Raw genomic sequence first — 21,313 nt, 5'->3', positions numbered from 1 at the left:
CTCACGGGGTGGCAGGCCGGATCAAGGACGAGGACATCGCGCTGGTGCGCGAGCGCGCCCGGATCGACGACATCGTCGGCTCGTACGTGACCTTGAAGAACGCCGGCGGTGGTTCGCTGAAGGGGTTGTGCCCGTTCCACGACGAGAAGTCGCCGTCGTTCAACGTCACCCCGGCGCGCGGGTTCTTCTACTGCTTCGGCTGCCAAGAGGGCGGCGACGTCATCGACTTCATCCAGAAGATCGACCAGATCAGCTTCAGCGAAGCGGTCGAGACGCTGGCCTCGAAGGTCGGCATCCAGCTTCGGTACGACGACTCCGGCGCGCCGATCCAGCGCGGTCCGGGGAACCAGCGGCCGCGGCTCGTCGAGGCGCACAAGGTCGCCGCGGAGTACTTCGTGGAGCAACTGTTCGGCGCCTCCGACGCGGCGGCCGGGCGGCAGTTCCTCGACCAGCGCGGGTTCGACAAGGACGCGGCCGTGTACTTCGGGGTCGGGTTCTCGCCGCGCGGTGGTGAGGCGCTGACGGCGCACTTGCGTGGCCGCGGCTTCACCAACGCCGAGCTGGTCGCGTCCGGGCTGTCCGCCGACGGTCAGCGCGGGCTGTACGACCGGTTCCGCGGCCGGCTGATGTGGCCGATCCGGGACGCGTCGTCGGACGTCATCGGGTTCGGCGCCCGCCGGCTCTTCGATGACGACCGGATCGAAGCGAAGTACCTGAACACACCCGAGACCCCGATCTACAAGAAGTCCAAGGTCCTGTACGGCGTCGACCTCGCCCGCCGCGAGATCGCGAAGGGCCGCCAGGCCGTGGTCGTCGAGGGCTACACCGACGTGATGGCGTGTCACCTGGCCGGGGTGCAGACGGCGGTCGCCACCTGCGGGACGTCGTTCGGCGACGACCACGCCCGCGTGCTGCGGCAGCTGCTGCTGGATCACGACCAGTTCCGCGGCGAGGTGATCTTCACCTTCGACGGTGACGAGGCCGGTCAGCGCGCCGCGCTGAAAGCGTTCGCGGGCGACCAGGCTTTCGCCTCGCAGACGTACGTCGCGGTGGAGCCGGACGGGCTGGACCCGTGCGATGTCCGGTTGCAGAAGGGCGACGCCGCGGTCCGGGAGCTGATCGGCCGGCGGGTGCCGCTGTACCGGTTCGTGCTGACCAACGTGCTGTCGAAGTACGACCTGGACCGCGCGGACACGCGGATCGACGCGCTGCGCGAGGCCGCGAAGCTGGTGGTCAGCATCCGCGACCGGTCGAAGGTGGACTCGTTCACCCGTGAGCTGGCCGGGCAACTCGGCATGGAGGTCGACCAGGTCCGGTCCGAGGTTTATCGCGCTGCGTCGCGAGGGCCGGAGCCGGTCGGGGACCGCCGTGCTCCGGTGGGGCAGCCTGAGGCCGCGCCGCCGCCTCGCGTCGACATCCCGTCGCCGCGGGATCAGCGGTTCGTGATCGAGTGGGACGTACTGAAGATCGCGATGCAGCATCCCGCGCTGGTCGGGGTCACGTTCGACGAGTTGGACGATCACGACTTCACCCATCCGTGGCTGGCCGCGGTGCGGACCGCGATGGCGAAGGCCGGTGGGCCGTCGGCCGCGCCCGCGGCTGAGGCGTGGGTGGTCGCCGTACGCGATGCCATCGGCAACGATCCGGCCGCCGCCGTCGTGAGCGCCCTCGCGGTCGACCCGCTGCGACTGGGCCGTGAACCGGATGAGGCTTATGCGTTGGCGTTGCTGGCTCGATTGCAGGAGTTGACCTGTGCTCGGCGGATCCAGGACCTGAAGTCGAAGCTGCAGCGGACGAACCCGATCGATCGAGCCGACGACTACAACAAGATGTTCGGCGAGCTGATCGCGCTCGAGGCTTACCGTTCCGACCTTCGCAAGAAGGCCATCTCCGGGGCGCTCTGAAGGTTCAGTCCTGGCCGCGTGACGCATGCTGGGGGTATGCCCGATGACGGACTCCTGCGACGAGTCGACGCCGTACAGGTCCCGGTGCCGAGCCTGGATGAGGGCCTTGCCTTCTACGTCGAGGCCCTCGGCCACCGCCTCCTCTGGCGGAACGACGACCTGGGCCAAGCGGGCCTCAAACTCCCCGACGGGGACAGCGAACTGGTGCTGACCACGACCAGTCCGTACGAACCCAACTGGCTGGTCGACGACGTACCCACGGCTATCGCCACCATCACCGACCACGGCGGCACTGTCGTGACCGGGCCCTTGGACATCCCGGTCGGCCGGGTCGCCGTAGTTCACGACCCCTTCGGCAACTCACTCGTCCTCGTCGACCTGTCCAAGGGCCTCTACGCCACCACCCCCGACGGCACCATCACCGGCGTCCGGCCCACATCTCACTAAGCCTTGAGCCTGGTAAGGAATCGCAGTACGTCGTCGAATCACCGTTCATCGGCAGCCGGAAGCGGTCATTCCAGCGACTTGATCCAGGGGTGGTCGCTGCCTTTGGTCTCCATCAGCGCCTCCGCGAGCCACCTGCGCGCGTCTGCATCGAGCAGCGGCGCGTTTGCTTCGAAGTCGGCCTGATCCTTCGGGCGGGTCTGCAAGCCTTTGAACAGCAGGACGAGCTCCGGCTTGAGATACGGGATGCCGTCCGATGTGTGCGCGACCGACTCGTCGTACGGCCGGTGAACCGCGCGGTCGAGAGCACAGATCCAGTTCGCGCCGTCGTCCGGGCAGCGCATCACGTCAACGCGCCACATCCCGTTCGCCGGATCCCGCACCATGGTCTGCTGATACTCGAAGTACGCCCCGCCGGCCCCGTCGACCGGCCAGAACCCTTCGCGTCCGGCCACGAAGAACTCGTACGCCGACAGCCGCTCCCGCAGTACGTCGAATTCCCACAGCGGCGTAGCGATCTCCAAATCCTCATGAGCCCGTGTCTGGTGACCCCGGAACAGATCCAGCGCCCACCCGCCCACAACACACCATCGCGCGTCCACCCCCGCAAGCAGCGTGGAAATCTCCTCAGGCCGCCACGCATCCCACGTCTCGGGTCCCCACTCCAACCGCACCGGCTCAACCAACATCCCGCGAGCGTAACCGCCCCTCAGGTTCGCCCATCGCCCTCGGCGACTGTGGAGGCGGACGAACGGGCGAGCACTACTGCGCGGCTCCTGAGTCAACTGCCCGCCTGGTTCGGCATGGCAGAAGCAAATGATGCCTACGTGAAATCGGCGCGCGAGCTCCCGGCCCTCATCGCCCGGTCGGGAGACGAAATCGTCGGCGTGCTCTTGTATCGCCGCCTACGCATGGTCAAACCCCTCGGCTGACGGCGGGCACGGTGTCACCCGAGCGGGGTGAGGCGATCGGGGTATCAGGGCGGAAGGCTGGCAGCGATCACCCGGAGCTGGAGGGGAGAGGCGCGCGATGTCGACACTGACCGTCTGGAAGTTCTCGACCTGGGACGGGGCCAACCAAGCGATCGGCACGCTGGAGGGGTTGGCCAAGCAGGGGCTGATCAGGGTGCACGACGCGGCGTCGGTGTCGTGGCAGCCGGAGGCGAAGAGGCCCAAGACCCGGCAGTTGCGCAGTCTGACCGGTGCGGGCGCGATCGGCGGGATGTTCTGGGGCATGCTCTTCGGGATGATCTTCCTGATGCCGTTCGCCGGCGCCGCCATCGGAGCCGCATCGGGCGCCATCGCAGGATCGCTCGCCGATGTAGGCATCGAGGACGACTTCATCAAGTCCGCGCGCGACCAGATCACCCCCGGGACGTCGGCCCTGTTCCTGATGTCGAGCGAGGCCGTCCTGGACAAGGTCCAGGCAACCTTCGAAGCAACCGGCCTCCAGAAAGCGGCCCGCCTCGTCCAGTCGAACCTCTCCGCCGAACAGGAAGCAGCCCTCCGCGAGATGTTCGGCGGCTGACCCACGCACAGCTGACTCGGCAGCGAGGCTACCGAGTCAGCTGTGCCAGTGGGTCAGCGGATCGTGGGGTGGGTGGGCGTGATTCGGGTGCTGACGGAGGTCCAGGTGACTACGTCGCCACGCACCAGCGGTTGCGGGTCGCCGTTGACGTTCGGGGGTGCGGTGATGGTGGCGACTTCGCGAAGGCCGAGGAACTGGCCGGTCCTGGGTTCGATGATGAGTTCCTGGCGCACACCCAGGAACTGCACCCGGCCGATCGCACGTCCGGCCTTCCCGTCGAGGTTCACCGCGTCGGCCTGGAGCTGGATGCCGGGAATCTTGCGGGCTGCCTGGTAGAGGGCTGCCCGCAGGTCGGCTGGTGCGATTCCCGAAGCCAGGACGGTGGCGACCCGGTTGAAGGCCTCCTCGTCCGCCCGCTGGGGAGTGCGGGCCGGGAAACCGCGTGGGAGATCGTCACCCTTCCGCAAGGCCGCCAGCAGTTCGTCAGTGTCCCGTGGCAGACGGGCGAGGAAATCGGGAGACGGCATCAACCAGCTGCCGGTGCAGATGTTCTTCGAGCCCTTCTTCTGGAGAAGGATGCCGCCACCGCTCGGGAGCACCCCGCAGGCGTAGGGCGACTTGATCGTCTCCGGCTTCATGTTCAACGGGTCGATCTTGCTCCAGAGCTGTTTGGCCGCTGCGGGTGAGAACTCCTTCTTTGCATTGAGCACCGAGATCGCGGTGTACGGCGGCTTCTGGTCGGCTGAGATCCACCAGTCGCTCACGTCGAGGCGCGTGCCGACGTACGAGTTCTGAGGTCCGAATCTCCACGTCCCCTGGCTTCGCTGGGTGACCTGGCGGTACTGCCCAGGCGGGATCGGCGCGTCCGGGTTGGCGCTGGTGAGTTCGGCGGCGTTGGCCAGGAAGGTGTTCGCGTCAGCGACCGCGCCGGGCTTCGTGGCGCCGTCCTTGATGACGACGTCGTTCACCAGGAAGCCGACGGCCAGCGTCGCGGCCACTGCGCCGGCCACCAGCACCCGGCGCCGGCCGACGGAGCGGCGTACGGGGGAGGGGGTCAGCAGACGCTGACGGGCGCGGGCGAGTGCGATGGGATCCGGCGAGGGTACGTCGTCGCGTACCCGCTTGAGCAGGTCGATCTCATTCATCAGGGTTCTCCTGGAAGTCGGGGCCGAGCGCCGCGCGCAGGGCACGGCGGGCTCGGTGCAGTCGGGACCGGACCGTCCCGATCGGGATGTCGAGTGCGGCGGCGATCTCCGGGTAGCTGAGGTCTTCCCACGCGAAGAGCAGCAGAATGTCGCGATCGGCTTGCCGCAGACCGGCCAGTACTCCGGCCAGGGCGCGCGAGGCCGACTGCGCGTCGACCCGGGCGGCAACCTCGGCGGCGAGCATGTCCGCGCCGTCGAACGATCCACCGGGGTCCGAGCGCGAGTAGGCGCGGTACTGGCGGACCTCGTCTCGCCGCCGTCGATGGATCAGGTTGGTGGCGATGCCGTAGAGCCAGGGCAGCGCGCCCGCCGAGGACTCGTAGTAGTGGTACCGGCGTTCGAAGGCGATCAGGAACGTCTGCCCGACCAGGTCGTCAGCTTCGGTCGTGCCGAGCCGACGGGCGACGTACCGGTGGATCGCGACGGCATACCGATCGAACAGCAGGGCAAAGTCCTGCCGGCTGAGGGACACGAGCTGGGCGTCCGTGCGCTGGCCGACCGGATCGGTCCTCAGGGCAGCCTCTGGCGGTGGCCCCGGTTCGGGTGGCAGGCGTTCTCGGGAGAAGGCGGCCGTCTGTATTCGGTTCACGCCTGCTTCTGCCCGATCCCCAGATATCGGTTCCCGCCCACCCGGAGAGCATGCCCTAGTCGGCGGTGCGGAGCGCGCCCGGGGCCGAGCCGGTCGCGGCCTTGATGTGGCGGCTGAGGTGGCTGACCGAGTCGTAGCCGGTCAGGTCTGCGATCGCCTGCAGCGGCAACGTGGAGTTGCGGAGGTGACCCAGCGCGTGCCGGAGCCGTACGTGCTGCAGCGCCGTACTCGGGCTCGTGCCGCGCAGCCGTGCGAAGGATGCCCGCAGCCCCGAGGGCGAGATGCCGAGTTCGGCGGCGACCGTGGCGATCCGGATTCCCGAGGCGAAGCGTTCCTCGAAGATCCGCTCTGCCTGCGCGACCAGTTGCTCCGCCGCGGTCACCGGCGCAGCTGCCGCGCGGCGCAGCAGCAGGTCGAGTTCGCCGAGCAGCAACGAGCAGAGCTGGTCGCTGTCTTCGCTGGGCTGCGTGCTCTCGCGTACGAGTGAATCGAAGACCCGGCCGAGGTTGCGGTCGCCGTCGTCGAAGCAGACGCGTGGCCAGGGCCAGCGCGGAGCCGCGTCGACCTGCAGGAAGCGGTTGGCGTAGCCGGTGCGGCTGAGCTCGGCGTGCCACGTCCGCGGTGGGGTGAGCAGCACGGTCCCCGGCGTGGCGGCGTACGTCTCGTCGCCGATCGGGCAGATGATCCGCCCGCGCACGTAGTACACCAACTCCCACGAGGTGTGCGCGTGCGACGGATAGTCCTTGCCCGGCCCGGCGGTGTGTACGCCGGCGCCGAGCAATCGAAGCGATTTGTGCATAACCGCAGTCGCCTTCTGCATTGTTTTCCTGATACGTCGCATCGATGCTGGCATCGATTCGTGCATCTGGGAAGGAGTGCTTGGATGGATATGGCGACCGCACTGCGCGACCTCGGCGTGACCGACGACGTACTCACGCACGGCGAGAAGGACCAGCTCGACCGCGACGGATTCCTCCCGCTGGAGGGAATCCTCACGCCGGAGGAGGTGTCCGGGCTCACCAAGCGGATGGCGGAGCTGACCGCCGCCGAGGGCGATCGAGCGGGCCTGGAAGTCCACCAGGAGAACGGCACCGACCGACTCGCCGACCTGGTCAACAAGGACCCGAGGTTCGAGGTGTGCTTCAGCCACCCACGCGTCCTGGCCGCGATGCGGCACGTGCTCGGCGTGTTCAGGTTGTCGTCCCTCAACAGCCGCGCGGCCTTGCCTGGTCAGGGGCACCAGGGTCTGCATGCGGACTTCGGCCACCCGGTCGAGCCTGGCGCGTACGAGGTGTGCAACTCGATCTGGCTGCTCGACGACTTCACTGCGGAGAACGGCGCGACACGCGTCGTACCGGGGTCGCATCGGCGCGGAACCATGCCCGGAGACGAGATGGCCAATCCGGGCGACGAGCACCCGGAGCAGATTCAGCTGACCGGCAAGGCCGGGACGGTCGTGGTCTTCAACAGCCACCTGTGGCACGGCGGCACCCTGAACCGCACCGACAAGCCGCGCAGGGCGATGCACTCCTACTTCGCGCTGCGCCACTTGCCCCAGCAGCTCGACCAGCAGGCGTACCTCCGGGTCGAGACGTACAAGCGGCTGAGTCCCGCGCAACGCTTCATCCTCGACGTCAGCGGCACCGGTTGAGTCGTCAGTCTTCGGCGGCCAGTTGGTGAGCGATCCGTGCTGCTTCGAGGCGACTCGAGACGTCGAGTTTCCGCAGGATGTGCGAGACATGGACGCTGGTCGTCTTGATGCTGATCGTGAGTTCGGCGGCGATCTCCCGATTCGTGTAGCCGCGGGCGAGCAGCCGGAGTACTTCGCGTTCGCGCGCCGTGAGACCGAGGGCGTCGTCCTGGTCGCGGAGCGCGGGCTGATCCGCGAGGTCGAGGTGGGCCCGCTGCGCGAGCAGTTCGAGCTCCCTGATCAGCGGCTGTGCGCCGAGCCTGCTCGCAACCTGGTGCGCTTCGCGGGCGGGGACCGCCGCGTCCGCTCGCGAAGCGCCGGCGGCGACGAGCGCCTCGGCGTGCCGCCAGCGGCAGTAGGCGGCAAGGTACGGGCGCTCCAGCTGATCCCAGGCTGCGCTCGCCGCCTCCCACAACGAAGGTTGGGCGCAGCCCTCGACGCGGGAGTGCTCGGCTTCGGCGATGGCCAGCCAGCCGGCCGCGTCCAGTGTCACTGCAGCTGCATCGGCGGCCGAGCGGTGGGCGCGTTCGAGCAGCTGCTTCGCGCGACGGCGCGCGTCGTCGACACCCGCTGTGTCGCGGCGGATCGCCGCCAGTTGCGCGCGGTCCGTCTCGGCTTGGATGGCCAGAGCGCACACCCTCGGCTCGCGGATCTTCACTTCACCCGGCGAGTCGAGGCCCAGCTCGGCATCGAGCACCCGTGCCGCGTCCTGCAGACGCCGTTCCCACAGGGCGAGCTCCGCCACGAGGCAGGAGTACGCCGCCGTCAACTGCGGCTCGAGCGCCGCCGGCCCCGCCGCTTCCAGGTGCTGCCGTGCGACGGCAAACGCGCCACGCCGGAGCTCCAGCTCTGCGCGGATCAGGTGCACGCCCTCGGGCCGGAAACTGCTGGTCAGGTGGAGCGCCGCATCGAGTACCTCCTCGGCGCGAGCCCAGTCACCCAAGCCGAGGAGCGCCTCTGCCGCGTTGGCTGCGATGACGATGCCACTGCTCCGCTCGTACCCGTACCGGCGAGACTTGGCAACACCGTCGAGCGCGTCCTGAGCCGCCTCGCGCAGCCGGCCGCCGATCAGGTGCACGTCCGAGAGCAACACATACGTTCGCAGCTCCTCGACCACCGCGCCACGCTCCCGCGCGCGCCGGCGGGCGTCCAGAAGGCACTCGATGCCCTCGGCGCCGCGCCCGAGGAGTTGCAGGTCCAGGCCGAGGACGGCGAGCGCCCTGAGGGCGGGTAAGTCGTCGCCGATCGCAGCGGCGACTGCCAGCGCCTGCTCACAGGCGGCGCGCGACTCGACGGGCCGCAAGGACAGGCTCAGCGCATTGCCGAGTGCGGAGAGGACACGGGCTCGCTGCGGGGAAGGCGGCTGCTCCGGAACGAGCTCGACCGCCCGTTCGAACGCCGCCCGCGCGCCGTCGCGATCGCCGACCGGAAGGAGGTACGTGCCGAGCCGTTCGTACAGCAGGCCGAGCTCCGCATCGTCATCAGCCAGCGAGATCGCTTGTTGCAGCAGCTCCGGAGCCCGTTTGCCGGCGCCGGAGAAGTACGCGACCTCGGCGGCCCCCGTCAGCACCCGGCCGAGGTCGTGCCCGGTCACGGACTCGGGGTCGTCGACCTGGTCCCACAGATCGAGCGCGCGGTCGAAATGCTGAAGGGCCTCCGCCGGCCCGGAAACAGCCTCCGCGTCCAGCGCCGCCTCGATCGACGATTGGAGCGCCTCTATGGGTCTCCCGGCCGCCGACCAGTGGTGCGCCAACTCGGCCGCGGTCGAACCGGGCTGCGCGCGCAGTGCACGGGCGAGACGCTCGTGCAGCTCCTCGCGCTCGCCCGGCAAGAGAGTCGTATAGACAGCCTCGGCTAGGAGTGCGTGCCGGAAGCGGAAAGAGCCAGCCGCTTGGTCCGGCACGAGTACGTCGTACTCGACCGTCTTGCGTAACGCCTCGACGAGTCGTTCCTCGGGCAAGCCTGCGACCGCGGCGAGGAGCCGGTACGGGACGTCACGCCCAGCGGCGGCGATGCGGAGGAGCGCGCGGCTCTCACTGTCGAGGTCGTCGAGTCGCTGCAGCAGTACGTCGCGAAGTACCCGGGGAAGCGTCTGCTCGCCACGGACTGCAGCTGCTAGGAGTTCTTCGGCGAAGAACGGATTCCCCTGCGAGCGTTCGTAGATCTCGTTCGCCAGCTCCGCCGGGACCGGTGCCTTCGCGGTGCCGGCGAGCAGTTGCGCAAGCTCGTCACGTTCCAGTGGCTCCAACGCCAAAGCAGTTGCGGCCCGCGCGCGCAGTAGTTCCCCGACGAGGCGTCGCAGTGAGCTGTCCGGGACGAGTTCGTCGCTGCGGTACGTCGCGACCAGCAGCAGCCTCCGCTCACGCGCGGCGTGCGCAAGGAACGACACGAGATCCAGCGTTGATCGGTCAGCCCAGTGCAGGTCCTCGACGACCAGGACGACCGGCGCTTCGGCGCCGAGGTGTTCGAGTAGGGCGAGCGTCTCCTCGAACAGTCGGAGCCGCGAGTCAGGGCCGCCCGAAGCTGCAGCCGTCTGCGGCTCCGTCAGCTCCGGGACAAGCCGCGACAACTCCGGAAGCGAGCAACCCGCGAGCGCTGCTGATCCCCGCAGCGGCCACAGCGCCTCGACGAGAGGGAGGTAGGACATGCCGCTGCCGACGAGATCGATACAGCGCCCCCGCAGTACGGTTGCACCCGCCCGCTGCGCCCGAGCGCCCAGCTCCGACACGAGTCGGGTCTTGCCGATGCCGGCTTCGCCCTCGACCAGGACCGTGGAGCCACGAGCGCGTGCCGCGGCCGCGAGCGTCGCATCGAGGCGTTGCAGGGCGTCGGCCCGCCCCACGAACCTCGGCCACGCCGGTCCTGGCTCCATGTCTAGTTCGAGTATGCGCCCGGGATAGGACGTCGGTCGCCGGGAAGTAGGACGGACCTTCCGATTGTGCGGGCCCCGCCTGAGGGCGAGCATCGAAGGGACGAGCCAGCCGGTGGGGGAGGGGCGATGACAACACAGCAGGTTCGGGACGCGATGCAGTTCGTCAACGAGCAGGACGCCGCGACGGTCGAGCGCTTCATCGAACGGCTCGAGCTCCGCGGCAAGGATCCGACGTTCGTGGCGTACCGAGAGGCCTACCTCGACGCGATGGACCTGTCTCGAACGGCCGAGGTCCTCGAAGTCGGCTGCGGTACCGGCGTCGTGTCCCGCGCGATCGCCTCCCGCGATGGATTCGCCGGCACAGTGACGGGGGTCGATCAGAGCCAGGACTTCATCGCGGTCGCCCAGACGCTCGCGGCGAACGAAGGCGTGGGCGACCGCGTCCAGTTCGCGGTCGGCGATGCGCACAAGCTCGACCTCCCGACCGCCGGCTTCGACGCTGCCATCGCCCACACCCTCGTCAGTCACGTCCGCGACCCACTCGCAGTACTCAAGGAGATGGCGCGTGTCGTTCGCCCCGACGGCATCGTTGCCGTCTTCGACGGCGACTACGCGTCCCTCACCTTCGACTGCTCTGATCCGGCCCTGGGCAAGGCTGTCGAAGCCGCGCTCGAGGCGATGATCATGAGCTCGGCACGAGTCATGCGCGAGCTCCCGCGCCTGCTGCCGAAGGCGGGACTCCGACTGCTTGTCACACAGGCGAATGTCTATGCGGAGACCGGTTCGAGCACGTTCATGCTCAACCTGGCCGAGACCTACGCGCCACTGATCGCCGTGCAGGGCCTCCTACCCGCAGCACAGGTCGACGAGTGGCTCGCACACCAACGCCGTTCGGCCGCCGACGGCACGTTCTTCGCCGCCTGCAACTACTACGCCTATCTGGCCCGACCCTGACTGCTCGCCCGATAGGATCCGGCGGGTGGAGGATCCCGAGCTCGCGGTCTGGTTGGGGCGGTTGCAGGAAGAGTCGTTCGACCGGGCGGGGTCGGCTACGCGTACGGCGTACCCGCCGGAGCGACGGATGACCGGACCCCAGTTGGCTGGATATCTGGAGCGCCGGAGCTACGCGCTCGCGTCCTCCGCCCGGCCCGATGGTCGTGCACACGCCGCGCCGACCCTGTACTCCATTTACGCGCAGGCGTTCTGGCTTCCCACGGTCGGCGGCGCGGTCCGGCTCCGCAACGTGCAGGCGCATCCGTGGCTGGCCCTGTCTGTCCTGGAGGGTGACCACGATGCGCACGCCGCGGTGCTCACGGAAGGGCCGGCCGAGGCGCTGACCGCCGTTCCGGACGACGTGTGGGAGTTGACGCGCCGCCGCAACGACGGCGGAAGCGTGGACTGGGCGACGGCCTGGCTACGGATGACCCCGCAACGACTGTTCAGCTTCGCCGAAGTCGCCTGGCAGGAATCCGGTAGCTCCTGACGACCTTCGCGCATCCGCAAGGTCGACGTACCCTCATACCGTTGAAGGTGCTCGCCGTGTTGTACGCCGACAGCATGTCGAACATCGCCTCGGCATCACTGGGCTGAGGAGGACGAACGGTGTAGCGGTCAGGCAGTACGACGGTGGCCTTCATGACTGGTGTCCGGCCGGTTGCCGACCCGGATTCGGGAGCACGTTGGTGAGGACAAAAGCGACCACGACAGCGACCACGACCTGCGGTGTCACCAACACACCGTCGGTACCGAGCAACACTGTGGCCAGCAGGGTCGAGGTCAACGGCAACCGCAGCATGGCGGTACACATCGCTCCGATGCCCATGCCGATCGCCGGCGCCAGACTCATGCCGGGCAGACCCGCCGCGGCGATCCCCAGCACCGCACCGATGAACATGGCGGGGAAGACCGGCCCGCCCCGGAACGCGCTGAGCGCGAGTCCGTACGCGAGCAACTTGCAAACGGCGAGCAGGATCAGCACCCCGACCGAGTAGTCTGCGGCGTCTTCGACCAGCGCGGGCAGGGCATCCTGGCCGGAGAACAAGACCTGATTGAAGCTGTTGTCGGAGATCAGCTGGTAGGCCATGGCGATCAGCCCGATGAGAAGGCCGAGAGTCGCCGTCACCAGCACCCGGTTCATGTGCACGACCGCACGCAGCGACAGTCCGATCCAGCGGATCACCCAGCCCAGCAGCGCCCCAGCCGCGCCCATGGCCAGAGCCCAGGCCATCGTGGCCACCGTCGGATCCACCGCCGGCGGCACGGAGGGGAGGGCCAGCGAGAAGCTGCCGAGCCCGGTCCAGTTGTCCAGACCGACGAAGACCAGAGCGCCGATCCCGGAGGCCAGCAAGCCCGGCAGCGCTACCAAGCTCAGCGTCGCACCTCCGATGCCGGCGACCTCCATGATCAGGAACGCGCCGAGCACGGGGGAGCCGAGCAGCGTGCTGATCGCAGCGAAGCTACCGGCCGACGCCATGATCGTCAGCGCCATCGGTGGCGCGTCCTTCCTGACCAGATGCACCGTCAGCACCGCGAGGCCACCACCGATGGCGATCAGGGGAGCCTCAGGCCCGAGGACGGCGCCAAGACTGAGTGTGCTCAAGGCAGCCAGGATGATGCCGAAGAGCTCCTTGTCAGCCGGCGGACCTCCACCGGTCTGGAACCCGAACGCGGGTGAGTGACCACCGTTGCCGGGCAGATACCGAATGGTCAACCCGGTCAACAGTCCGCACAGCACCAACCAGGGCACCGGCCACCAGGCTGGTACGCCTCCGCTGAAGATTTCCTGCGGAAGATCGTCGAACAGTGCCTGCTGGATCGCGCTGACCAGAGCGAGGAAACCGTACGCGACGGCCGAGATCGGAATGCCGAGGATCGCGGCGAGCAGCAGCGCGAAAAGATACGGCTTCGAACGGATGACCGTGGCCGGGTCCATCGCCGGTGGACCGCCCGACGGCGGCTCAGCCGCGCGCGATGCGGCCGCTGGGCGTAGCGAGTCGGTCATGACACGTGCCTCCCGGACGAGAACAACCCCGGCCCGCCTCGCCATCTGAGCTCGCCGAAGACTCCCTCACGATCCGTGGTCGAGGCGCCCGGCCACATCGTCCCGGCCGGATGATCGTTCACCGCCGCACGGCGGGAGCGGTACGACGGTCAGCGGCGCCGCCCCCACCGACGCCCGGCCCCGACACCGGCCAAATGCAGCGCGATGCAGAGCAGGCCGGCCATCAGCAGCGTCTGAGGCGTAAACGCATCACTCACGCTGGCGTTGGCCCAGTCCAGGATGAGTGCCAGCCCAAAGATCACAGCGGCGATGATCGCGAACATTGAGTGCTCCTTCGAACGATCGGGCGGAAGTAGCACTCAGGTACCCATCCGCCAACCACGGAGGAATCACCCCACGAGGGGGATGTGACGCGCGCGGCGTTCGGATGAGGTGGGTGGACATTCTGCGAGGGGGCCACGGATGGCGCTGAACGAGTACGAAGCCGGCACCGGATTCACCGGCACGATCGGCAGAACGGCGGACGAGTCGTCCCCCGCGTGGCCGAAGCCCACCCGTGCCACGCCGGGTGCTCCCAACGTGCTGATGGTCGTACTCGACGACACCGGCTTCGGCCAACTGAGCTGTTACGGCAGCCCGATCGCGACGCCGAACTTCGACAGTCTGGCCGCCAGTGGGCTGCGCTACAACAACATGCACACCACGGCGCTGTGCTCGCCGAGCCGTTCGTGCATCGTCTCTGGACGCAACCACCACAGCAACGGGATGGCGTGCATCACCGAGTTCGCGACGGGCTATCCCGGGTACAACGGTGTGGTCCCGTTCGAGAACGGGTTCCTGTCGGAAATGCTGCTCGGGCAGGGGTACAGCACGTTCATGGTCGGCAAGTGGCACCTCACTCCGAGCAACCAGGAGACCGCGGCCGGGCCGTACGACCGTTGGCCGCTGTCGCGCGGCTTCGAGCGGTTCTACGGATTCCTCGGCGGCGACACCAGCCAGTGGTACCCCGACCTGGTCTACGACAACCACCAGGTCGAGCCGCCGGCGACGCCCGAGCAGGGCTACCACCTGACCGAGGACCTGGTGGACCGGTCGATCCAGTTCGTCGTCGACGCGAAGCAGGTCGATCCGGACAAACCCTTCTACCTGCATCTGTGCTTCGGCGCGACCCACGCGCCGCACCACGCCCCGAAGGAGTGGGCGGACAAGTACGCCGGCCAGTTCGACGACGGCTGGGACGCGTACCGGGAGCGGGTGTTCGCCGAGCAGAAGGCGCTGGGGATCGTCCCTGCCGATGCGGAGCTGTCTCGTCACGACCCCGACGTACCCGACTGGGAGTCCCTGCCCGCACCGGCCCGCCGCCTGTACAGCCGGATGATGGAGGTCTTCGCCGGCTTCCTCAGCCATACCGACCACCACCTCGGCCGCCTGCTGGAGTTCCTCGGCGAGCAGGGCGAGCTCGACAACACCATCGTCATGGTGATCTCCGACAACGGCGCCAGCGCCGAAGGTGGCCCGACCGGTACCACCAACGAGGCACAGTTCTTCAACAACGCCCCGGAGTCCCTCGAGGACAGCCTCGCGGTCATCGACGAGATCGGCGGTCCCAAGCACTTCAACCACTACCCGTGGGGCTGGACGTGGGCCGGCAACACGCCGTTCCGCCGGTGGAAGCGCGAGACCTACCGGGGCGGGAGCTCCGACCCGTTCATCGTCAGCTGGCCACAGGGCATCCAGGCCAGGGGCGAAGTGCGAACGCAGTACGCGCACCTCATCGACATGGTGCCGACCGTCCTCGACGCGCTCGGCCTCGAGCCGCCGGCCACGATCCGGGGCATCACACAGTCGCCGCTTCAGGGGGTGAGCTTCGCGCACACGTTCGACGACGCGGACGCAGCGACCAAGCACCGCACCCAGTACTTCGAAATGCTCGGTCACCGCTCCATCTACCACGACGGCTGGCGAGCGGTCTGCCCGTGGCCCGGCCCCTCGTTCACCGAGGCCGGAGCAGGCTTCGGTGAACCCATCTCGGCGGACAAGCTCACCGAGCTCGACTCGACGGGCTGGGAGCTGTACCACGTGGCCGACGACTTCGCCGAGAACCACGACCTCGCAAGCAAGCACCGCGACAAGCTCATCGCACTCATCGGCATGTGGTACGCCGAGGCCGGCAAGTACGGCGTACTGCCGGTGGACGGAAGCGGCCTCGCGCGGCTCGTCGCCGAGAAGCCGCAGGCTGCCGTACCGCGGGACAAGTACGTCTACCGGCCGAACACCCAGTCGATCCCGTTCGGCGCCGGCCCTCGGGTGCTGAACCGGCCGCACAGCATCACCGCAGACGTGGACCTGCCCGAGGACGGCGCCGAGGGAGTTCTGCTGAGCCAGGGCACCGCGGCCGGCGGATACTCGCTGTTCATCAAGGACCGCAAGCTGCATTACGTGCACAACTACGTCGGCCGAGGCCTGTACAAGGTGTCCACGCCGGAGGCGCTCCCGTCCGGTCCGCACAAGCTGCGCTTCGAGTTCGAGCCGACCGGAAAACCGGATATGGCGAACGGCCGCGGAGCACCGGGAACGATGCAGCTCTACGTGGACGAGACCCTCGTCGCCCAGGCCGAGGCACCGGTGACGACACCCTTCATCCTCAACCCCGGTGCCCTCACCTGCGGCGCCAACCCCGGCTCCCCGGTAACGCCGGACTACCCGTCCCCGTTCCGCTTCACCGGCACCCTCCGAACCGTCACCATCGACATATCCGGCGACCTCATCACCGACAGCGAAAGCGAACTCCGCGCAGCAATGGCCCGCCAGTAACCACTACCTGGCGGCCGCCGGCGCAGCGAGCGGACGGTGTGGTGCGGGGTGCGGACCGTGTGGTGTGGCGTGCGGGTTTCTCACGCCGGCGCCTCGTCGAATGCGACCGCTTCGATCGTCGCCGGGTCGGCCTCGGCGAGCTGTTGCAGAAGGGCGCGGGCTGTCTCGACCTGGGTCGGGTCGAAGAGGCTGAACACCCGGCCGCTCGCCGTGCCGATCCGGTCACGGACGGCCGCGTAGCGCTCGGCTCCTGCGGGGGTGAGGTGGAGCAGCTCGTCGCGGTCCTCGATGAGTCCGCCTGCGGCGAGGCGCGCGAGCAGCGCGTCGGCCCTCGGGCCGTCGTACCCACTGGTGGAGAGCAGCTCCTTGACGGTTCTCGTCGGGGTAGCGCCCCGCAGGCCGAGGGCGTTGAGCGTGAACCACGCGCCGGGCTCGAGGTCCTCCTCTGTGAGGATCCGGGTCAGTGGACCGCGCAGGTTGCGCTCAGCCAGCGCCATCGCGGTGCCGAACGGGAGTGTCGGTGCGTTCATGGTCGTTGTTCCTCCTAAGATAGACAGGCAGCTGTCCACCACCGTAACCAAAAGACAGGAGACTGTCTATATGCCTGGGCATCCCCAACCACTCATCGGGTTGCTGCTGCGCTTGGCGAACCAGCGCTGGTCCACGGAGATGGACGCGGAGCTCGAGAAGCTCGGTGTCGGCGGCCTCACCGCGGCCCACGCGCGAGTGATCCCGTTCGTACCGCCTGAGGGCGTCAGCGTCCAGGCGCTCGCTACCAAGGCCAACGTGCGCAAGCAGACCATGGCCCAGAGCGTCGAGCAGCTGATCGCGGCCGGCCTGGTCGAGCGCCGACCGGACCCCAACGATCGGCGCGCGTGGCTCGTCGTACTCACCGAGGCCGGGCGTGCGATCCGACCGAAGTCCCACAAGGCGGGGGGCACTGTCGAGCGCGCCTGGGCCTACCAGCTCGGCGAGGATCGACTGGAGGCTCTCCGGGCCGCGCTGATCGAACTCGTCGGATACGACGCAGAGATCTAGCCGGCCTCGGCCAATTGCTGGAGGGACTGCCTCATCGCGGCACGATCCGGATAACCGTGTCGTGCACCAACTGTGTAGACGTAGTGCCGGTCGCTCTTGATCACTGCAGCGACGTACCAAACGGGGCTGCCCGCGGCCAGCATCGCCACTATCGTTCGGTGCTCGGGTGTTGTGGACATGCTGAACCTCCTCAGCTCGGTTGTTGGGTGTGAGCCGGTCGGCGGCCCGGCTCACACAGATGCCCTTCCTTGCTCAGAAGCACGCCTCGGCGTAGTAGCACGGTTGCCAGTACCACGGGTCAGGCGGGGGCGGGTCCACAAAGGTGATGCGGAAGTGCGCCTGGTTCTGGATGAACTGCCCCGAGTTGCCGGTCAGATAGTTGGCGCGGACCGTCCAGACCTCCCCTCCAACCGTGTGCCTCGCAAGGTTGACGTACGTCTCGTTCGCGACGCAGTTGCCTCCGGCAACCCCGCTGTTGAAGACGAACCGCCCGCTGACGTTGCTTTCGACGTTCCAGAACGCCGAGGTGTACGGCCGCAGACCGTTGCCGCCGACCCGCAGCGATGTCCAGTCCCCGGCGAACATCTGGTAGTCGTCGGTGCCACCGTCCACCGGCTGGTTCTCGAACCGGAAGCTGGACGGGTACACCGAGGTCAGGTAGACGTGAGCGTTGGTCCTGCACGCCGCCGCCTGGGCGGGGCCAGCAGTAACGACCGAGACCACCGCCAACGGGACCAACACGGCCGCCACGGCGGCGACCCGTTTCACCACCCGCCGCCAGCGGCCGGATGTGCGCGTGTATTGCATGACTGTTCCCTTCCCTGGAGCTGCGGATCGGTCGACCGGTCGATCGAATGAATCGCCCAACGTTCGACACCACCCACCCCACGGATAGCCAACAATCCCCACCACCACCCCGAGGCCATCGATCCACGCCGACCCGCCTGGGCGTAGAGCCACGACTAGGCCGATACAGCCGCGGGCCTTCGGCCCGGGCTCAGCGGTTGGCGGTGAGGTCGAGGCCGGTCCCGGCGGGGGTCAGCAGGGTTAGACGGTTGTAGTCGATGGTGTAGGTGACGGTGGCCCTGAGGGTGGTCAGGATCGCGGTCTCCACCTCGGCAGTTTCGCCTGTGCATGCGTGGTCGGTGGTGGTGACGCCGGTGAAGGTCAGCTCTGTTCTGGTGCGGGTGACGACGCCGGAGAGTTCGTTGCAACCGGTCCAGCCGGTCAGTCGCTCACCGTCAAAGGTGATCCACGCCTCCTCGGCCCCATGGTGGTACTGGCGGAGATCGCCGTCCTTGATGATGACGGTGTCCACCTTCCACCTGCGCCCGTCGAGCGGGAAGTCGGGTTCGGCGATCTTCCTGTCCAGCAGAGTGATCGCCGTACCGGCCGATGCGAGGGTGAGCTGGCCGTCGTTCAAGTGCCAGCTGGGCTTGCTGACCAGGAACCTTGTCAGCCATTCGTCCTGGACCATGAGTGGCGGTTCGCAGCGCTGCTGGGTGACGAAGTATCCGTCGATCCACAACCTGCCGTCGGCCAGCAGCTCACCGGCTGCGGCAGAGGCGCCGAGCTGGTTGCACCCGGCGTACGCCCCGAAGCAGTGATACACGCGCGGACCCTCTTCGTTCGGGTTGGGCTGCTCGGCGAACTCCAGCCGGATGCGTGTGTTCGGGACCAGGTCCTTGGGATTGCCGTCCTCCGTCACCGCGGTGGACGCTCGGCTCCTCTCCACATCCGGTAGCCCCCGGGGCGGCCGGACACCGGCCAGGGTCGCCTCGTGACATTCAGTCCGTTGGTGCGGCCTACGTCGTTGACCGTTGTTGGCACCGGGTAGATCCCAGCCCGGTCGCGGGGATCAGTGCCTTGATCTCGTCCGCGTCACGCCTGGGGAACCGAATCGAGTTGGCTCAATGCATCGAGTGCGGCCTTCATCATCTCCTCTGCCTTTGTGTCTCCGTAGATCCTGGCGGCGAAGGCGAGGTACTTGATGTTGACCCAAACGACCGCGAGCAGATAGGTGCTGCTCCAGCCTGGGTCGGTGTCGGGGCGTCGGCCGGTGATGCGGCGCCAGGTGTCGACATAGGTCTGGTACCCGCTGCTCGTCGGCCCGCCGAGGTTCGCGATGTCGAGGGCAGGTGCGCCGACGAGCGCGCCGCCCCAGTCGATGATGTGGCCCTTTTGATCCTCGTCAACGAGAACGTTGTTCCGATGAACGTCACCGTGGAGGAGCGTCCGAGGCAGCTGGTCGAGGGGGTTGGTGATGCGGGGATCGTGTTGCAGTGCGGCAACTTGCGGGATCAGCTCGTCCGGCACGGGTCGATGGAGCGCGGCGAGTCGCTGCATCGAGATGTCGCACTTGGTCCGCCACCAGGTCGCATCAACGACCGGCACCGACTCGGGTGGCGCTGCGTCGAGGTAGTGAAGGTGGACCCTGGCCAGCGTCTCGATCGCATTCGCGGGGAGGCTGGTCTCGTCCGCTGCTGGCGTCGCCTCGTAGAACTCGGTCATCAGGTACGGACCCGACTCGTTGGTGCCGGTCTCGATGATCTCCGGCACGGCATCAGCGCCGGCCACGCTCGCCGCTGCGTGTATCGCCGAGATCTCGAGCTGTGAGGTCTGCTTCAGCAGAACCGTTCGCTCGGTCCGTCGCCCGGACCGGGTCAGAGCAACCCGAAGGCGGAACTTCGGCGCATCACTGAAACCGCCGGTCACCGGCTCAGAAGAGACGATTTCGACTTCCGACCCCGGACCATGTGACGTCATCGCCATAGTCGTTGACCCTAGCCGAGCGGTGGTCCGCCACCCGTCGCACGCGGGTCGGCCGTCGAGTTGCAGACGAATTCTGAGGGGGTGCCCAGTGTTCGGTTCGCTACGGTGCCTGGTGGGTGGGTTGCGCGCCGGTCTGCCGTGGTGCCGACGGGGTCTTGCGGACGGGCGGCGGCGTGATGGCGAGGTTCGCAGCGGGGCTGGCTGGCCGGTGAACCTCGAGAGCTCGCCAGGGGACGGTCCGTCGGCCGCTGACCGACCAGCCCCGGCACCGTCATGAAGCCCGGTGCGCGGACCGGCCAAGGCCGACCGGAGCATGGGCTGCCGCGGGCGGGAGACGCAGATCACGTGCGGGTGGGCTCACAGATTGCCAGGCTGTTTCGTCTACTGAGCGTCAGACGAGCCGAGTCTCGACGTGAGGAATGCGAGTGAAACTCAGAAAGCCAACCCTGGCCGTGGCCGCTTCTGCGCTCACGACCCTTCCGGCTCGAAGAAAGTGGCAACGAGATCCGGAAAGCAAGGGGAGTGCTTCATGTTTCGAGACATCGGCGCCTACGTTGACGGCGACAACAACAAGGCCGAGTTTTCCTCGGGACGGATGACCCCGAGGGCGGCTATGAGGTCCTGTTCTGGGACTGAAGGAGTCGCGTTCTGCAGCTTGGCGCCTGGCGATATTTCACTTGCCGAGGCATCGATTTCCTGTCAATGATCGCCAAGAGGGCTCTCGTGCTCTCAACACTTACAAGGAAGGTCAACAAGTGAGACGAACCAAGGTTGCACTGGCTGTCGCGGCAATCGCCTTGACGCCGGCGCTCCTGATCACCACCCCCGCGTCTGCCGCCGGCTCGGTCGGCGCCCCTACCGCTTGCCAGGCGCCCACGGACACGTTCGTCGTGACCACGCCGGTGGACGAGATGTCCGACGACGATGTGCGGGTCACGATCATGCGCATTATCGGCGACCCGAGCACGGGCAGCGCGGTCGAAGCCGCCGCGCAGAAGGCCATGGACGGCACCATCGAGGACCAGCGCAACTTCCTGACGACCGACCGCTGGACGGCCCAAGCCGAGGACGACAAGGTCGCCGTCGCTACCACCCTCCACTTTGCCATCGTGTACAACGACCGCGCCGTCAACAAGGCGGCGCAGCAGGCCCTCAACGACGGCACACCGACTGTCGTGCGCGCCTTCCTGGAGACCGGCTGCCGCCTCGCCCAGTTCGAAGACGACAGGGTCGCCATCTTCCGAATTCTCGCCGATCCGACCACCAGCGCGGCGGTCCGTGCGGCGGCAGAGCAGGCCCTCGACGAAGGTACGCCGGAAGCGGCGCGGTACTTCCTGGAGCACGGCCAGTTCGAGGTCTAGCTGTACTCGGTCACTAGGTTGGTGACAGTCGGCTGGTTGGCGGGAGGCCGCCGAGTGCGGTGTGTCGGCGTTGATTGTTGTAGAAGTCGAGCCAGG

Annotated in this window: 21 protein-coding genes; 9 read left to right on the top strand and 12 right to left on the bottom strand. The window is 67.9% G+C overall.

Going from position 1 to position 21,313, the window contains the following annotated elements; genetic code table 11:
- Positions 1-8 precede the first annotated feature (8 nt).
- Complete coding sequence (gene dnaG, locus ACIBG5_RS29055; RefSeq protein ID WP_396394646.1) at positions 9-1,904, top strand: DNA primase; 1,896 nt, start codon at positions 9-11, stop codon at positions 1,902-1,904.
- Positions 1,905-1,940: 36 nt separating this feature from the next.
- Positions 1,941-2,351 carry a VOC family protein gene (locus ACIBG5_RS29050; RefSeq protein ID WP_396394645.1) on the top strand — a complete coding sequence of 137 codons (411 nt, stop codon included), beginning with the start codon at positions 1,941-1,943 and terminating at the stop codon, positions 2,349-2,351.
- A 65-nt stretch (positions 2,352-2,416) separates the two neighbouring features.
- Here the strand turns inward: ACIBG5_RS29050 and ACIBG5_RS29045 are convergent, their stop codons facing one another.
- Positions 2,417-3,037, bottom strand: coding sequence for a nucleotidyltransferase domain-containing protein (locus ACIBG5_RS29045; protein WP_396394644.1), 621 nt, complete (start codon positions 3,035-3,037; stop codon positions 2,417-2,419).
- 340 nt (positions 3,038-3,377) lie between these two features.
- Here ACIBG5_RS29045 and ACIBG5_RS29040 point away from each other — a divergent pair, with 340 nt between their 5' ends.
- Positions 3,378-3,875 (top strand): DUF1269 domain-containing protein, encoded by a 498-nt coding sequence (locus tag ACIBG5_RS29040; RefSeq protein ID WP_396394642.1) that lies wholly within the window; start codon positions 3,378-3,380, stop codon positions 3,873-3,875.
- Between the two features lie 53 nt (positions 3,876-3,928).
- Here ACIBG5_RS29040 and ACIBG5_RS29035 read toward each other — a convergent pair whose 3' ends face one another.
- Genes ACIBG5_RS29035 through ACIBG5_RS29025 form a run of 3 tightly spaced genes read right to left on the bottom strand, consistent with a single transcriptional unit; the run spans position 3,929 to position 6,468 of the window.
- Positions 3,929-5,020: a CU044_5270 family protein gene (locus ACIBG5_RS29035; RefSeq protein ID WP_396394641.1), complete on the bottom strand. Its 1,092-nt coding sequence runs from the start codon at positions 5,018-5,020 to the stop codon at positions 3,929-3,931.
- Entirely contained in the window at positions 5,013-5,669 is a 657-nt protein-coding gene (locus ACIBG5_RS29030; protein ID WP_396394640.1) for an RNA polymerase sigma factor, read from the bottom strand. Before ACIBG5_RS29030 ends, ACIBG5_RS29035 begins: the two co-directional genes overlap by 8 nt.
- A gap of 55 nt (positions 5,670-5,724) precedes the next feature.
- On the bottom strand, positions 5,725-6,468 hold the full coding sequence (locus ACIBG5_RS29025; RefSeq protein WP_396394639.1) for a helix-turn-helix domain-containing protein: 744 nt from the start codon (positions 6,466-6,468) through the stop codon (positions 5,725-5,727).
- Positions 6,469-6,552: 84 nt separating this feature from the next.
- Between ACIBG5_RS29025 and ACIBG5_RS29020 the strand changes: the two genes are divergently transcribed.
- A complete protein-coding gene (locus ACIBG5_RS29020; protein ID WP_396394637.1) occupies positions 6,553-7,320 on the top strand; it encodes a phytanoyl-CoA dioxygenase family protein in 768 nt (255 codons plus the stop codon).
- A 4-nt stretch (positions 7,321-7,324) separates the two neighbouring features.
- Here the strand turns inward: ACIBG5_RS29020 and ACIBG5_RS29015 are convergent, their stop codons facing one another.
- Positions 7,325-10,231: an AAA family ATPase gene (locus tag ACIBG5_RS29015; RefSeq protein WP_396394636.1), complete on the bottom strand. Its 2,907-nt coding sequence runs from the start codon at positions 10,229-10,231 to the stop codon at positions 7,325-7,327.
- A gap of 126 nt (positions 10,232-10,357) precedes the next feature.
- Between ACIBG5_RS29015 and ACIBG5_RS29010 the strand changes: the two genes are divergently transcribed.
- Together ACIBG5_RS29010 and ACIBG5_RS29005 are read left to right on the top strand one after the other, a co-directional pair.
- Positions 10,358-11,185 carry a methyltransferase domain-containing protein gene (locus tag ACIBG5_RS29010; RefSeq protein ID WP_396394635.1) on the top strand — a complete coding sequence of 276 codons (828 nt, stop codon included), beginning with the start codon at positions 10,358-10,360 and terminating at the stop codon, positions 11,183-11,185.
- A gap of 25 nt (positions 11,186-11,210) precedes the next feature.
- On the top strand, positions 11,211-11,714 hold the full coding sequence (locus ACIBG5_RS29005; protein WP_396394634.1) for a pyridoxamine 5'-phosphate oxidase family protein: 504 nt from the start codon (positions 11,211-11,213) through the stop codon (positions 11,712-11,714).
- 150 nt (positions 11,715-11,864) lie between these two features.
- Here the strand turns inward: ACIBG5_RS29005 and ACIBG5_RS29000 are convergent, their stop codons facing one another.
- Both ACIBG5_RS29000 and ACIBG5_RS28995 read right to left on the bottom strand, forming a co-directional pair.
- Positions 11,865-13,232 carry a chloride channel protein gene (locus ACIBG5_RS29000; protein ID WP_396394633.1) on the bottom strand — a complete coding sequence of 456 codons (1,368 nt, stop codon included), beginning with the start codon at positions 13,230-13,232 and terminating at the stop codon, positions 11,865-11,867.
- Positions 13,233-13,381: 149 nt separating this feature from the next.
- A complete protein-coding gene (locus ACIBG5_RS28995; protein WP_165555453.1) occupies positions 13,382-13,555 on the bottom strand; it encodes a hypothetical protein in 174 nt (57 codons plus the stop codon).
- A 139-nt stretch (positions 13,556-13,694) separates the two neighbouring features.
- Here ACIBG5_RS28995 and ACIBG5_RS28990 point away from each other — a divergent pair, with 139 nt between their 5' ends.
- Complete coding sequence (locus ACIBG5_RS28990; protein ID WP_396394632.1) at positions 13,695-16,046, top strand: arylsulfatase; 2,352 nt, start codon at positions 13,695-13,697, stop codon at positions 16,044-16,046.
- A gap of 80 nt (positions 16,047-16,126) precedes the next feature.
- Here the strand turns inward: ACIBG5_RS28990 and ACIBG5_RS28985 are convergent, their stop codons facing one another.
- Complete coding sequence (locus ACIBG5_RS28985; RefSeq protein ID WP_396394631.1) at positions 16,127-16,576, bottom strand: hypothetical protein; 450 nt, start codon at positions 16,574-16,576, stop codon at positions 16,127-16,129.
- Between the two features lie 70 nt (positions 16,577-16,646).
- On the opposite strand from ACIBG5_RS28985, the gene ACIBG5_RS28980 reads away from it, so the two are divergent.
- Entirely contained in the window at positions 16,647-17,084 is a 438-nt protein-coding gene (locus tag ACIBG5_RS28980; RefSeq protein ID WP_396394630.1) for a MarR family winged helix-turn-helix transcriptional regulator, read from the top strand.
- Here the strand turns inward: ACIBG5_RS28980 and ACIBG5_RS28975 are convergent.
- The 4 genes from ACIBG5_RS28975 to ACIBG5_RS28960 all read right to left on the bottom strand — a co-directional run bounded on the left by ACIBG5_RS28975 (position 17,081) and on the right by ACIBG5_RS28960 (position 19,799).
- Positions 17,081-17,263, bottom strand: coding sequence for a hypothetical protein (locus tag ACIBG5_RS28975; protein ID WP_396394629.1), 183 nt, complete (start codon positions 17,261-17,263; stop codon positions 17,081-17,083). The genes ACIBG5_RS28980 and ACIBG5_RS28975 overlap by 4 nt on opposite strands.
- A 73-nt stretch (positions 17,264-17,336) precedes the next feature.
- Positions 17,337-17,891 (bottom strand): hypothetical protein, encoded by a 555-nt coding sequence (locus ACIBG5_RS28970; protein ID WP_396394628.1) that lies wholly within the window; start codon positions 17,889-17,891, stop codon positions 17,337-17,339.
- Positions 17,892-18,081: 190 nt separating this feature from the next.
- A complete protein-coding gene (locus tag ACIBG5_RS28965) occupies positions 18,082-18,792 on the bottom strand; it encodes an META domain-containing protein (RefSeq protein ID WP_396394627.1) in 711 nt (236 codons plus the stop codon).
- Positions 18,793-18,965: 173 nt separating this feature from the next.
- Entirely contained in the window at positions 18,966-19,799 is an 834-nt protein-coding gene (locus ACIBG5_RS28960) for an aminoglycoside phosphotransferase family protein (protein ID WP_396394626.1), read from the bottom strand.
- Positions 19,800-20,746: 947 nt separating this feature from the next.
- Between ACIBG5_RS28960 and ACIBG5_RS28955 the strand changes: the two genes are divergently transcribed.
- Positions 20,747-21,217 carry an ALF repeat-containing protein gene (locus tag ACIBG5_RS28955; protein WP_396394625.1) on the top strand — a complete coding sequence of 157 codons (471 nt, stop codon included), beginning with the start codon at positions 20,747-20,749 and terminating at the stop codon, positions 21,215-21,217.
- The last annotated feature ends 96 nt before the right edge of the window (positions 21,218-21,313 follow it).

It is taken from the genome of Kribbella sp. NPDC050241, from assembly GCF_044459685.1.
In the GTDB taxonomy this organism is placed as follows: Bacteria; Actinomycetota; Actinomycetes; order Propionibacteriales; family Kribbellaceae; genus Kribbella.
Note: the sequence above shows the minus strand (reverse complement) of the source record. Positions and strands in the feature narration are given on the sequence as shown.